Origin of the sequence: Acidovorax sp. FJL06, from assembly GCF_003852545.1 — a bacterium.
GTDB lineage: Bacteria > Pseudomonadota > Gammaproteobacteria > Burkholderiales > Burkholderiaceae_C > Acidovorax.
In genome coordinates, this window is the sequence record NZ_QAJR01000045.1 from 1 (window position 1) to 13,193 (window position 13,193).

At 66.7% G+C, this 13,193-nt stretch carries 11 protein-coding genes and 4 tRNA genes; 7 read left to right on the plus strand and 8 right to left on the minus strand.

Annotated features, from left to right (window positions below; translation table 11 throughout):
- Nucleotides 1-117: 117 nt before the first annotated feature.
- The 5 genes from DBV10_RS20885 to DBV10_RS20905 all read right to left on the minus strand — a co-directional run bounded on the left by DBV10_RS20885 (nucleotide 118) and on the right by DBV10_RS20905 (nucleotide 1,436).
- Nucleotides 118-192 (minus strand) — tRNA-Thr (locus DBV10_RS20885).
- A gap of 62 nt (nucleotides 193-254) precedes the next feature.
- A tRNA-Gly gene (locus DBV10_RS20890) sits at nucleotides 255-328 on the minus strand.
- A gap of 75 nt (nucleotides 329-403) precedes the next feature.
- Nucleotides 404-489 (minus strand) — tRNA-Tyr (locus tag DBV10_RS20895).
- Between the two features lie 103 nt (nucleotides 490-592).
- Nucleotides 593-668: transfer RNA gene (locus DBV10_RS20900), tRNA-Arg, on the minus strand.
- Between the two features lie 108 nt (nucleotides 669-776).
- A complete protein-coding gene (locus tag DBV10_RS20905) occupies nucleotides 777-1,436 on the minus strand; it encodes a TetR family transcriptional regulator (protein WP_124515487.1) in 660 nt (219 codons plus the stop codon).
- A 192-nt stretch (nucleotides 1,437-1,628) separates the two neighbouring features.
- Between DBV10_RS20905 and DBV10_RS20910 the strand changes: the two genes are divergently transcribed.
- The 4 genes from DBV10_RS20910 to DBV10_RS20925 all read left to right on the plus strand — a co-directional run bounded on the left by DBV10_RS20910 (nucleotide 1,629) and on the right by DBV10_RS20925 (nucleotide 8,145).
- Nucleotides 1,629-2,873 (plus strand): efflux RND transporter periplasmic adaptor subunit, encoded by a 1,245-nt coding sequence (locus tag DBV10_RS20910; protein WP_199740212.1) that lies wholly within the window; start codon nucleotides 1,629-1,631, stop codon nucleotides 2,871-2,873.
- A 13-nt stretch (nucleotides 2,874-2,886) separates the two neighbouring features.
- A complete protein-coding gene (locus DBV10_RS20915; protein ID WP_124515488.1) occupies nucleotides 2,887-6,042 on the plus strand; it encodes an efflux RND transporter permease subunit in 3,156 nt (1,051 codons plus the stop codon).
- Nucleotides 6,035-7,465 carry an efflux transporter outer membrane subunit gene (locus DBV10_RS20920; protein ID WP_124515489.1) on the plus strand — a complete coding sequence of 477 codons (1,431 nt, stop codon included), beginning with the start codon at nucleotides 6,035-6,037 and terminating at the stop codon, nucleotides 7,463-7,465. Before DBV10_RS20915 ends, DBV10_RS20920 begins: the two co-directional genes overlap by 8 nt.
- Nucleotides 7,466-7,611: 146 nt before the next feature.
- On the plus strand, nucleotides 7,612-8,145 hold the full coding sequence (locus tag DBV10_RS20925) for a cytochrome c5 family protein (RefSeq protein ID WP_124515490.1): 534 nt from the start codon (nucleotides 7,612-7,614) through the stop codon (nucleotides 8,143-8,145).
- Nucleotides 8,146-8,334: 189 nt separating this feature from the next.
- On the opposite strand, the gene DBV10_RS20930 is transcribed toward DBV10_RS20925, so the two are convergent.
- From DBV10_RS20930 to DBV10_RS20940, 3 genes are all read right to left on the minus strand, one after another.
- Nucleotides 8,335-8,919 carry a DUF2946 family protein gene (locus tag DBV10_RS20930; protein WP_124515491.1) on the minus strand — a complete coding sequence of 195 codons (585 nt, stop codon included), beginning with the start codon at nucleotides 8,917-8,919 and terminating at the stop codon, nucleotides 8,335-8,337.
- Nucleotides 8,912-9,925: a YheT family hydrolase gene (locus DBV10_RS20935; RefSeq protein ID WP_124515492.1), complete on the minus strand. Its 1,014-nt coding sequence runs from the start codon at nucleotides 9,923-9,925 to the stop codon at nucleotides 8,912-8,914. The genes DBV10_RS20930 and DBV10_RS20935 overlap by 8 nt, the downstream gene beginning before the upstream one ends.
- A gap of 66 nt (nucleotides 9,926-9,991) precedes the next feature.
- A complete protein-coding gene (locus DBV10_RS20940) occupies nucleotides 9,992-10,441 on the minus strand; it encodes a nuclear transport factor 2 family protein (protein WP_124515493.1) in 450 nt (149 codons plus the stop codon).
- 221 nt (nucleotides 10,442-10,662) lie between these two features.
- Between DBV10_RS20940 and DBV10_RS20945 the strand changes: the two genes are divergently transcribed.
- The 3 genes from DBV10_RS20945 to DBV10_RS20955 are packed head-to-tail and all read left to right on the plus strand — an operon-like array spanning nucleotide 10,663 to nucleotide 12,760.
- Nucleotides 10,663-11,271 (plus strand): LemA family protein, encoded by a 609-nt coding sequence (locus DBV10_RS20945; RefSeq protein WP_124515494.1) that lies wholly within the window; start codon nucleotides 10,663-10,665, stop codon nucleotides 11,269-11,271.
- Between the two features lie 35 nt (nucleotides 11,272-11,306).
- Nucleotides 11,307-12,227 (plus strand): YgcG family protein, encoded by a 921-nt coding sequence (locus DBV10_RS20950; protein ID WP_124515495.1) that lies wholly within the window; start codon nucleotides 11,307-11,309, stop codon nucleotides 12,225-12,227.
- 26 nt (nucleotides 12,228-12,253) lie between these two features.
- Nucleotides 12,254-12,760, plus strand: coding sequence for a TPM domain-containing protein (locus tag DBV10_RS20955; RefSeq protein WP_233590006.1), 507 nt, complete (start codon nucleotides 12,254-12,256; stop codon nucleotides 12,758-12,760).
- The last annotated feature ends 433 nt before the right edge of the window (nucleotides 12,761-13,193 follow it).

Consider the following 13,193-nt stretch of genomic DNA (forward strand, 5'->3'; position numbering starts at 1 on the left):
CGTTGACGTGGGGCTTGGTACGCTCGAATTTTCCTTTTGCCATTTTTCCGACTCCGAAAAAAATCTATATCAACACAACAGGATCTCGGCGCAACCAGATCCGGACGCACCTGAAAGTGGTGCCCATGGCGGGAATCGGACCCGCGACCTCTCCCTTACCAAGGGAGTGCTCTACCACTGAGCCACATGGGCAGCTTGATGCCGTTTGCACGACCTCAAAATTGCTATCTCAACAAACCAAAACAAATGAGCAGTGGAGCGGGAGACGGGAATCGAACCCGCGTCATTAGCTTGGAAGGCTAGGGTTCTACCATTGAACTACTCCCGCATCGGCCAACAACCTTTGCGCGCCCAACCCCACAACAAGCAGGATCAAACATCACTCTCAACACTACTCACTCACTGGTGGAGGGGACTGGATTCGAACCAGTGTAGGCGTAAGCCAACAGATTTACAGTCTGCCCCCTTTAGCCACTCGGGCACCCCTCCGGAGAATTTCGAATTATAGCACCAGTTTTTTGCAATTTTGGAAAATTCCATCAATTTGCAAATTCATCCCACAAACGGCAATGCACACGAAGGCAAACATCACTGGTGCGGCTGGCGGGGATCGAACCCACGACCCTTGGCTTCGGAGGCCAATACTCTATCCACTGAGCTACAGCCGCTGGACTGAACTGGTACAGCCTTGAATTATCGCACGCGGCCGACCCCAATTGAAAACATCGCACCAACGATGCTGCGCCACAGCCGCCAGAACAACCCCCCGGCAACCCCTACCCGACCACGCCACACACAGCACCTTCCACAGCCGCCGGCAAGGCCAAACCCAGCCCCACCAGGAACGCATCGGTTCCGACCCGCCCCACCCTCTCCAGGTCAAACGCCCCGCCACCCAGAATCCAATTGCGGATCAACCCATCGAACAAGGCATGCAACCCCACGGCAGCCTCCACAGGCGTCATCGGCAAAACCACGCCCTGCGCCTGCGCGGCAAGCCCGAAGTCGCGCGCCAACTGGCTGGTGAAGCCCTCCGAGGCCGCGATGTGGCGATCGCGCACGCCAATGAGCTCCCCCACGTACTCCACCTTGTAGAGCGCAATCTCAAACACCCTGCGGGTTCGCTCATCCGAAGCCACCCCATGCAGCACCAGCGCCAGCACCGCACGCAGCCGCTCCACAGGATCCGGACAGGTGCTCTCCTCCAGCGCCCCAAACCCCTGCTCCAGCGGCAGCGTCACCCGGTCCATCATGGCACTGAAGAGATCCACCTTGTCCTTGAAATGCCAGTAGATCGCCCCCCTCGTGGCGCCCGCCGCCTGGGCAATGTCGCTCAGCGAAGCCCGCGCCACCCCTTTTTCGCAAAAAACCCGCTCAGCCGCATCAATCAGGCTGCTGCGCGTAGCAATCGCCTCTTCCTTGGTCCGACGCGCCATATCTGTGTGTCTCCTCGTTTGGGCACCCCACCCACCAGCGGCATCACCCCGACATCCGCTCGTCATAATTATACATTCATGATTGTATGTATAATCACACACTTGTTTTGTCGGGCTCTTGCTTTGGGCGGCCTTTGGCGGGCACCCCATCCCCTACAACTCCATTTCTTGACGCCAATCAGAAGGACTCTCATGCCCAAACTGCGTGACGCATCCGTCATCCCGCCCTTTCGCACGGCCTCCAGCCGCAAAACGCTCACCCTCGTAGCGGCTGGCACCTTGGTTGCACTCCTGGCTGCCTGCGGCAAAACCGATGGCAAGGCTGCTGCGGGCGGACCCCAAATGCCTCCCGTTGAAGTGGGGGTGGTCACCGCAACGCCCGGCGATGTCGGGCTGGTGACCGAGCTGCCCGGCCGCGTCGAGGCCTCCCGCGTGGCGCAGGTTCGTGCCCGCGCGGCAGGCATCCTGCAGCAGCGCCTGTTCAAGGAAGGCAGCGATGTAAAAGCCGGCCAACCCCTGTTCCGTATCGACCCGGCCCCTTACGCAGCAGCAGCAGAAAGCGCCCGCGCCAGTCTGGCCAAGACCCAGGCCAACCTCGCGCAAGCCAGCGCCCAGGTCGAGCGCTACCGCCCACTGGTGAGCGCCAATGCGATCAGCAAGCAGGATTTCGTGAACGCCGAAGCCGCAGAAAAGCAGGCGCAGGCCGATGTGGCAGCCGCCAAGGCCGCGGTGCGCACCGCCGACATCAACCTGGGCTATGCCAGCGTGACCTCGCCCATTGCGGGCCGCATTGGCCGGGCGCTGGTGACCGAAGGCGCCTTGGTCGGACAGGGCGAGGCCACCGCGTTGGCCGTGGTGCAGCAGATCGACCCGGTGTACGTGAACTTCACCCAGTCGGCCAGCGACGTCTTCCAGCTGCGCCGTGCAATGGAAAGCGGCCAGTTCAAACGCGCCGGCAGCACCGAGGCCGCCAGCGTCAAGCTGGTGCTCGCGGATGGGACGGAATACGCCCAGCCCGGCAAACTGCTGTTCACCGACCTGTCGGTCGATGCCACCACCGGCCAGGTCACGCTGCGCGCCGAAGTGACCAACCCCAAGGGCGAGCTGCTGCCCGGCCTGTACCTGCGCGTGCGCATCGAGCAGGCGCAGGCCAGCAACGCCATCACCCTGCCCCAGCAGGCGGTCACGCGCACCCAGCAAGGCGACACGGTCAGCGTGGTGGGCGACGACGGCAAGGTGGCCTCCCGCGCCATCAAGGTCAGTGCGGCCAAGAACAACCGCTGGGTCGTGCTGGACGGTCTCCAGGCCGGGGAGAAGGTGATGGTCGACGGCTTCCAGAAACTGCAGATGCTGCCGCCTGGTACGCCGGTCAAACCCGTGCCATGGCAGGCGCCCGGTGCGGCACCAGCCCCCGCAGCCTCCACCGCCAAGCCATAAGGGGCACCCCAGCATGGCCAAGTTTTTTATCGACCGCCCCATCTTTGCATGGGTGATCGCCCTGTTCATCATGGTGATGGGCGGCGTGGCGATCACGCAGCTGCCCATCGCGCAGTACCCACCGGTGGCTCCGCCCGCCATCGTCATCAACGCCGCCTACCCCGGGGCCTCCGCGCAGACGCTGGAGGACAGCGTGCTGTCCGTCATCGAGCGCGAGATGAACGGCTCGCCCGGCCTGATCTACATGGAGTCGGTGGCCCAGGCCGACGGCTCGGGCAGCATCACCCTGAGCTTCCAGCCCGGTACCAATGCCGACCTGGCGCAGGTGGATGTGCAAAACCGCCTGTCGCGCGCCACCCCCCGCCTGCCCTCGGCGGTGACCCAGCAGGGCGTGCGCGTGGACAAGTCGCGCTCCAACTTCCTGCTGTTCACCATGCTGTCGTCCACCAACCCGGCGACCGACACGGTGGCCCTGGGCGACTACGCCTCGCGCAACATCGTGCCCGAGCTGCAGCGGCTGCAGGGCATCGGCCAGGCGCAGCTGTTCGGCACCGAGCGCGCCATGCGCATCTGGATCGACCCGGCCAAGATGATGAGCTTCAACCTCTCGGCCGCCGAGATCACCGCCGCCATCCGCGCCCAGAACGCGCAGGTGGCCAGCGGCACGATCGGCGACCTGCCCAACGTTGCGGGCCAGGGGATTGCCGCCACCGTCGTGGTCAACGGCCAGCTCAGCAGCGTGGAGCAGTTCGGCAACATCGTGCTGCGCGCCAATACCGATGGGTCCACCGTGCGCATCAAGGATGTGGCGCGCGTGGAGCTGGGCGGCCAGGCCTATGCCACGGCCGCGCGCCTGAACGGCAAGCCCGCCGTGGGCATCGGCGTCCAGCTGTCACCCAGCGGCAATGCACTCGAAGCCGCCAAGGCTGTGCGCGCCAAGATGGATGAACTCTCGCGCTACTTCCCCGAAGGCATGGGCTGGAGCATCCCCTACGACAGCTCGCGCTTTGTGGACATCTCCATCAAGCAGGTCGCGCAGACCCTGTTCGAAGCCGTGGCCCTGGTGTTCCTGGTGATGTTTTTGTTCCTGCAGAACTGGCGCTACACCATCATCCCCACCATCGTGGTGCCCATTGCCCTGCTGGGCACGCTCGCCACGTTGCTGGCGCTGGGCTTCTCGATCAATGTGCTGACCATGTTCGGCATGGTGCTGGTGATCGGCATCGTGGTGGACGACGCCATCGTGGTGGTGGAGAACGTCGAGCGCATCATGAGCGAGGAAGGCCTCTCCCCACTGGAGGCCACGCGCAAGGCGATGCGGCAGATCTCGGGCGCCATCATCGGCGTGACCGTGGTGCTGATCTCGGTGTTCGTGCCCCTGGCGTTCTTTGCGGGCTCCACCGGCAACATCTACCGCCAGTTCTCGGCCGTGATGGTGGCCTCCATCGGCTTCTCGGCCTTCATGGCCCTGTCGCTCACGCCCGCGCTGTGCGCCACGCTGCTCAAGCCGGTAGAGGCGGGCCACCACCACGAAAAGACCGGCTTCTTCGGCTGGTTCAACCGGGGGTTCTCGCGCACCGCCAAGGGCTATGAGGGCTTTGTGGCCCGCATGCTCAAGCGTGCTGCGCGCTACCTGGTCATCTATGCCGCCATCGTGGGCGCCGTGGCCGTGGTCTACCTGCGCCTGCCCACCTCGTTCCTTCCGAGCGAAGACCAGGGCAACATCATCGTTAACGTACAGCTGCCACCAGGCGCCACGCAAGAGCGCACGCTGGCCGTGATGGAACAGGTCGAAGGCTTCATCCTCAAGCAGCCCGAAGTGCAAAGCATGGTCGGCGTGCTGGGCTTCAGCTTCTCGGGCCAGGGGCAGAACGCGGCACTGGCATTCGTGACCCTCAAGGACTGGAGCGAGCGCCACGGCCCCGGCCAGTCGGCGCAAGACGTTGCCAACCGCGCCTTTGGTGGGCTGATGGGCATCCGCGACGCGTTCATCTTCCCGCTGAGCCCGCCGCCCATCCCCGAACTGGGCAACGCCAGCGGCTTCACCTTCCGCCTGCAGGACCGGGGCGGCGCCGGGCACGAGGCCCTGGTGCAGGCGCGCAACCAGCTGCTGGGCATGGCCTCGCAAAGCAAGGTGCTCGCGCAGGTGCGCCCGGACGGCCTGGAAGACGCGCCCCAGCTGCAGATCGACATCGACCGCGACAAGGCCAACGCCCTGGGTGTGCCGTTTGATGCGATCAACTCGGCGCTGTCCACCGCACTCGGCTCCAGCTACGTGAACGACTTCCCAAACCAGGGACGCCTGCAGCGCGTGGTGGTGCAGGCCGATGCCCCGGCACGCATGCAGCCGGACGATCTGCTGAAGATCAATGCCGCCAACAGCCAGGGCAAGCCCGTGCCGCTGTCGGCGTTTGCCACCACCCGCTGGGTGAACGGCGCACAGCAGACGGTGCGCTACAACGGCTATCCGGCCATGCGCATCTCGGGCGCGCCCGCGCCCGGATTCAGCACCGGCGCCGCCATGGCCGAGATGGAAAAGCTCGCGGGCCAACTGCCCGCAGGCTTCGGCTTTGAATGGACCGGCCAGTCGCGCGAAGAAAAGCTCGCTGGCGCCCAATCGCTGATCCTCTACAGCTTCGCCATCCTGGCCGTGTTCCTGTGCCTGGCGGCGCTGTATGAGAGCTGGTCGATCCCGCTGGCGGTGATCCTGGTCGTGCCCCTGGGCGTGCTGGGCGTGCTGCTGGCAACGCTGATGCGGGGCTATGCCAACGACGTGTACTTCCAGGTGGGCCTGATCACCATCATTGGCCTGTCGGCGAAGAACGCCATCCTGATCATCGAATTTGCCAAGGACCTGCAGGCCCAGGGCAAGGGCGTGATCGAGTCGGCCTTGGCGGCCGCCCACCTGCGGTTCCGCCCCATCATCATGACCTCCATGGCCTTCGGGCTGGGCGTGCTGCCGCTGGCCATCGCCTCGGGCGCCGGCTCGGCCAGCCAGCGCGCCATCGGCACCGGCGTGCTGGGCGGCATGGTCACCGGTACGGCGCTGGCCGTGTTTTTTGTGCCCGTGTTCTTCGTGGTGGTGCGCAGCCTGTTCAAGGGCAGCGCACGCCAGGCCGAGATGAGCCGCCGCCACGCAGAAGAAGCAGGAGTTGGAACCCATGATTGATCACCGCAGCACCCCTCTCGCACTCACGGCGGCAGCGGCTGCGCTGCTGCTCGCAGGCTGCTCGTTCATCCCGACCTACGAGCGCCCTGCGGCGCCCGTGCCGGCCACCTACGCCACCGGGCCTGCGGCTGCGGGCGCGGCGCAGGGCCCGGCCGCCACGGCCCCCTGGCAGGACTACTTTACCGATCCCCGTCTGCGCCAGCTGATCGAGGCCGCACTGGCCAACAACCGCGACCTGCGCGTGGCCGTGCTCAACATCGAACAGGCACGCGCCACCTACCAGGTACGCCGGGCCGACCTGTACCCGGGCGTGGGCCTGGGCGCCAACGCCAGCCGTGCGCCCGCCACGGGCACGGGCAATCTGACCAATGCGTTCAGCGTCGGGCTGGCTGTGTCCGCCTGGGAGATCGATTTCTTCGGCCGCATCGCCAGCCTCAAGGAACAGGCCCTGGCCCAGTACCTCGCCACCGAAGAGGGCCGCAACGCTGCCCAGGTCAGCCTGGTGGCAGCCGTCGCCAACGGCTGGCTGACCCTGCTGGCCGATGAAGAGCTGCTGGACCTGTCGCGCCAGACCCTCGCCTCGCGCGAAGAGTCGGTGCGCCTGACCCGGATGCGCCTGGATGCCGGCGTGGCGTCCGAGCTGGACTTCCGCCAGGCCGAATCCCTCACCCAGGCGGCCCGCGCCACCCTGGCGCAACAGCAGCGCCAGCGCGCGCTGGATGAGAACGCGCTGGCCCTGCTGCTGGGCCAGGCCCTGCCCGACGACCTCCGCGCCAGCCTGGCGGGGGGCCGCCTGGCCGATGCGCCGGCCATGGCGCAGTTGCCTGCCGGCCTGCCGTCGGACCTGCTCACCCGCAGGGCGGACATCCGCCAGGCAGAACAGCAACTGATCGGCGCCAACGCCAACATCGGGGCCGCACGCGCTGCGTTTTTTCCGCGCATCTCGCTGACGGCACAGGCGGGCACGGCCAGCGGCGAGCTGTCGGGGCTGTTCAAGAACGGCTCCTGGGGCTTCACCATTGCGCCGTCGCTGCTGTTGCCGATTTTTGATGCAGGCCGCAACCAGGCCAACCTGGAAAGTGCGCAGGCCAGCCGGGGCATTGCCGTTGCACAGTACGAAAAAGCCATCCAGACCGCGTTCCGCGAAGTCTCGGACGCCCTCGCGGGGCAGGCCACCTTGGGCGAGCAGGCCCTGGCCCAGCAGCGGCAGACCGAGGCCGAAAGTGCGCGCCTGCAGCTGGCCGACTTGCGCTACCGCAACGGCGTGTCGAGCTATCTGGACCTGCTGGACGCCCAGCGCTCCCTGTTCACGGCGCAGCAGGCCGTGGTGCAGGTGCGGCTGGCGCAGCTGCAGAACCAGGTGGCGCTGTACAAGGCCCTGGGGGGAGGGGAAACTCCGGCCCCCCTGCAGCCAAGCCCCTGATGCAGGCCCCGCGTGGCCCTGGGGGCTGCGGGGTTGCACGCGGGCGACACCGGCGGCCTCGGGCCGAGGTTGCAGCGGAAGTTCCCGGGGGCGTAGATATAATTTAAGGTTGATTTCATCAAAGCCCCCGATAACCAGAGGACGTCATGAGCGACAACCACCACGAAGAAGCGCACACCGGCCCCATCAAGACCCCCAAGCAGATGCTGCTGGCCGGTTTTTTCTCGTTTGTGATTCCAATCTTTGCCATCATTGGCTTGGTCCTGTATGTCACGTCGGCCGACAAGCCCGCCGCAGGTGCTGCCAACCCTGAAAAGGCCATCGCAGAGCGCATCCAGAAAGTCGGGATGGTGGAAGTCCGCGATGCCAACCGCCCGCTCAAGAGTGGCGAAGACGTGTTCAAGGCCCAATGCTCGGCCTGCCATGCATCGGGTGCAGCGGGTGCCCCCAAGCTGGGTGACGCAGCGGCCTGGGGCCCACGCATCAAGACCGGCTTTGAAGCCCTGGTCCAGTCTGCACTGAAGGGCAAGGGCGCCATGGCCCCCCAAGGCGGCGGCGACTTCAACGACACGGAAATCGCCCGCGCTGCGGCCTACATGGCCAATGCCGGCGGTGGCAAGTTCGAGGAACCTGCGGCCCCCGCAGCGGCCGATGCCGCCGCCCCCGCCGCTTCGCGCTGAACTTTGACGCCGCGCCTTGCGCGGCAGAACGAGCCCGCCGGCGTAGTGCCGCCGCAGCGGGCTCGGGCGGGTGGTACGGATTTTCTGCCCTGGCCCGGTGCGTCCCGCAAGGGCATCGCGGTCACATACGATCTGGAAGGCACCAGCCTCCGCCACCCATCCGCCGGCCCCGTGGCCGGCTTTTTCATTTCATGGCACGCCAGCCGCTGGGGCGGGAGCTGGGCCCGCCGAGGGCCTGGCCCGGGCCGCCCACAGCGCGTGCGGGCTGGGCACGTAGCCGTACCGGGTCGGCAGGCTGTCAACCGGCACAGCCTCCTCCTGCAGCGACCACCGCCCGGATTCCAGCGCATCGGCCGCCAGGGGCACGTCCAGCGTGTGCACCAGGCCCAGCCCGAAAGCCGTCACCAGGTAAAGCCGCCCTTGTCCATCCACCAGGCATTCGAGGGCCGTCGCCGCCTGGCCGGTGTGGGACTGCAGCGACAGATCCGCCTGGATGCACCAGACCAGCGGCGTGGCCTCCAGCTCCACATACACGCGCTGGGGGCCATTCTGGAAAAACCATTGGCCCTCGGCATCGGCCTCGTAGTTGCGGGCGATGAACGCGAGGAGCTTGTCGTGCTGCAACAGCTGCCCCCTGCTCTGCGGAAAAGGGCCCGCCGCCTGCGTGGCGTCATCGCGCAGGTACCAGCGGCCGCGCGCGTCCAGCCCCAGCCAGCCATAGCAGTCCGGCACGTTGGGCCATTTGGCCAGCGCCTGTTTGACGATGTCATCCATGGGCCGATTGTCCTCCCAGGTGCACCGCCAACCCAGCCTGCGCGGCCAGCCAGCCGCCCACGGCCTCGGGCATGGCCCGCACATGGCCGGGCGGGCGCCCCCGGGGAAAGCCCACATGCCCGCCCTGCAGCGGCTGCCAGAGCGTCACATGCCGCCCCACCTCGTGGGCGCCGGGCAGGCTCGCCGCAGGCACAAACGGGTCGTTGCGGGCGTTCACCACCAGCGCAGGGATGCGGATCTGGTGCAGCAACGGCTTGGCCGAGGCGCGCAGCCAGTAGTCCTCGGTGTTGCGGTAGCCGTGCACCGGGGCGGTGAACGCATTGTCAAAGGCGTACAGATCCCGCGCGGCCAGCAGCGCCTGGCGGTCGAACAGCCCCGGGTGCTGCGCCAGCTTCTGCAGCGCCTTGGGCACCAGGGTGCGCATGAACATGCGGGTGTAGACCTGCCGGTTGAAGCCCCGGCCGATGGCCAACCCACCGGCCGCCAGGTCGATGGGAGAGCACACGGCGGCCACGGCGTCGGCACTGCGCGCGGCGTCCGTCCCCACTTCGGCAGCCCAGCGCAGCAGGGCATTGCCGCCCAGCGACACCCCGGCCGCCATCAGCGGCCCGGTGTGCGCGGCCCGCAGCCGCTGCAGCATCCAGCCGATCTCGGCATGGTCGCCCGAATGGTAGGCGCGCGGGGCGCGGTTGATCTCGCCGCTGCAGCCCCGAAAGTGCGGCAGCGCACAGGCCCAGCCCTGCCCGCGCGCCAGGTCGGCAAAGGCCTCGCCGTAGTGGCTGCGCGAGGAGCCCTCCAGGCCGTGGAACACCACCAGCAGCGGCCGGGGCACGGTGGCCGCAACGCCATCCTGCAGAAAGTCCACGTCCACAAAATCGCCGTCCGGCGTGTCCCAGCGCTCGCGGCGGTATTCGGGCCGAGGGCCTTGAGCCCGGCGCGCATACAGCGCGGGCCAGATCGTCTGGAGCTGCCCACCGGGCAGCCACCGTGGTGCTATATATTTCATAGCTTCTACCGCTTACCAATCAAGCGCCATGGCGCAAAATACTCAGTATCAGAGAGGCCGCTGGTGTCAATGCAGCACGGGCCGCTGGGCGTCCACCACGCGCGCGTCGGGGGCGACGCCAGGGCTGGCATGGTGGGCCACCATGCGCCAGCCTTCGGGGGTCTTGTGGTACACGTTGGTGGCCAACACCACCGCCTGGTGCAGGCCGTCGGGCAACATCACCTCCACCTGCTCGGCCACGCTGTGCACCGCACTCGACGGGGCCACGATCCGGTGCACCTGCACCGGCCGCGCCCGCACCGTGCCATGGGAGAACATGGACTCGAACGCCGCACGGATGGCGCCCGCCCCCAGCAGGCGCGGCCCGCCGGGGTGCACGCAGACGATGTCATCGTCGTCCGCCCAGCAAGACATCAGCAGGTCGATGTCGCCACGCTGCAGGGCTTCATAGAACGCAGATTCGGTTTCATCCGACGAGCCACCGAGGGTGGCCGCCTTGGAGGGAGCGCGGGACATGGTCGTTCAGGGGCAAAGGGTTGGAGGCTGGGCAGGGTGGAAGACCACCGATCAGACCACTATTGTGCGGTCAGCCAGCCCCATGCGCCCGCGCAAGATGCCGCCCTGGCGGGGTCTTGGGCAGGTCAGCACCCCGGACGCCCCGTGAAAACACCCCCGCGCAGGCGGGTTTCTGGCACATTCGACCCATTCCCTTTTTTCGGCAGACACCCCCCATGATGATGAAACGTCTTCTTGCCCTTTGCGCCCTGCTGCTGGCCACGCTGGCGATGGGCGGCTGCGGCTACAACGACTTCCAGCGCCTGGACGAGCAGACCAAGGCCGCCTGGAGCGAAGTGCTCAACCAGTACCAGCGGCGCGCCGACCTGGTGCCCAACATCGTCGCCAGCGTCAAGGGCGAAGCGAATTTTGAGCAGGAAACCCTCACCCGCGTGGTCGAGGCCCGCGCCAAGGCCACGGCGATCCAGGTCACGCCCGAGACCCTGAACCACCCCGAGGCCTTCAACAAGTTCCAGCAGGCGCAGGGCGAGCTGTCGGGCGCGCTGTCGCGCCTCATGGCGGTGTCCGAGCGCTACCCCACCCTGCAGGCCAACCAGGGCTTTCGCGACCTGCGCGTGACGCTCGAAGGCACCGAAAACCGCATCACCGTGGCACGCAACCGCTACATCCAGACGGTGCAAGACTACAACGTGCTGGCGCGCAGCTTTCCCACCAACCTCACGGCCATGGCCTTCAGCTACGCCCCCAAGCCCAGCTTCACCGTGGCCAATGAGGCGCAAATCTCCACGCCCCCCACCGTGGACTTTGGAACGTCCAAGCCCAGGCCCTGACACCCCATTCCGGCCCCACCTGATCAGAAGAAAATATGGCCTTTGCGCGCATTGGACGGGCGCTGATAGCTATATTTTTTATAGCATTCACCTCATTGGGCGCGTTGGCACAGACAGCTCTGCACCCCGTGCCGCCCCTCAGCGGCCACGTCATCGACCAGACGGGCACCCTGAGCACGGCCGACATCCAGGCCCTCGAATCCCAGTTGGCCGCGCTGGAGCAGACCCGGGGCGCGCAGGTGGTGGTGCTGATGGTGGCCAGCACAGCGCCCGAAGACATTGCGGCCTACGCCAACCGCGTGGGCAACCACTGGAAAATCGGCCGCCGCGGTGTGGGCGACGGCGTGCTGGTGCTCGTGGCCAAAAACGACCGCAAGATGCGCATCGAGGTGGCCAAGGCGCTGGAAGGGGCCATCCCCGACATCGCCGCCGCGCGCATCATCGACAACGCGATGAAGCCCCGCTTTCAGCAGAACGACTACGCGGGCGGCCTGAGCGCAGCCGCCACTCAGCTCACCGCACGCATTGCCGCAGAAGCCCTGCCGCAGCCCGAGGCCGAGCACCCCGCCCAGGGCACCAACGCGCACAGCCTGTTTGACTGGACCGACTTCGCCATCTTCCTGTTCTTTGGCGTGATGGCGGCCGGGCCCTTGGCCCGCAGCCTCTTCGGCAGCGCGCTGGGCGGGCTGCTGGTGGGCGCGGGGGTTGGCGTACTGGCCTTTGTGTTCACCGCCAGCCTGCTGCTGTCCGCCGCCGCTGGCGTGATCGCCCTGCTCTACACCTGGATTTTCGGGGGCAGCAGCGCCCCCATTGCGCTGGGCCACGGCGGTGGTTCCTTCGGGGGCTGGGGGTCCGGCAGCGGTGGCAGCGATAGCAGCAGCAGCGGCGGCGGCGGAGGGTTCAGCTCCGGCGGCGGCGGTGACTTTGGTGGCGGTGGCGCCTCGGGAGACTGGTAATGGGCAGCAACAGCCCCCCCCTCACCATGCTGCGCGCCCTGCGGCGCCTGCTGCAGCACCGCTGGGCAGAAGCCCCCGCCCGGCGTGCCCTGCCACCCCCCGCCCTGCAGCGCCTGGGCGCACGGGTCAGCGCAAGCGAACAGCACCACACGGGACAGATCCGGGTCGTGACCGAGGCCAGCTTGCCCTGGAGCTACCTGCGCCGCCAGGCCAGCCCCCGCGAGCGCGCCATCATGCTGTTCAGCAAATACCGGGTGTGGGACACCGAGCACAACAACGGTGTGCTGATCTATCTGCTGATGCCCGAACGCGCCATCGAAATCGTGGCCGACCGGGGCTTGGCGCGGCATGTGCCGGCCCAGGAGTGGCAGGGTGTGGTGCGGCAGATGTCAGTCCATTTCCAACAAATGCGGTATGAAGAAGGACTGATCCAGGCCATTGATGCCGTCTCACTCCGCCTCGCCCAGCATTTTCCGCGCGCGGCAAGCGCCGACCAGGTCAACGAACTTCCGGACGTCCCTGTCGGACCATAGAAGCTGCGCTCTCTCTGAGGCCCACGGCCAAGGCCCCTTCAGGCGTGCGTCCCGCAGCGATTGCGGCCCTCGCCGGCATCTGCGGTGCCACACGGCAGGCCGCTGTGCGCCCCCGGCCACCCCCTCTCTTCAAAGGTTTCCACACCGGGGGCGCCGCCCTGCGGCTTCACGCACAGCGGCGGTTGTTCCAAAGAGGCCTCCGGGTTTCCCTCTCAGGCGGGGCAGGTGGGCCGGTCTGGAAGAAGTATCGACCTCCCATCCGCCCGTGATTCATCCCACATTGTTTCCAATACTGGAACAGTTAGTTCGTGACTCAATGGTTTTTCTCTGAACACCGTCGGCGTACAGTTCAACCCATCGATGAGCCGAACCCGCAAGGCGACTCACCGAACCCGGTTCAGGAATGGTTTTTGGCCCGGCTTTTTTGAGACGC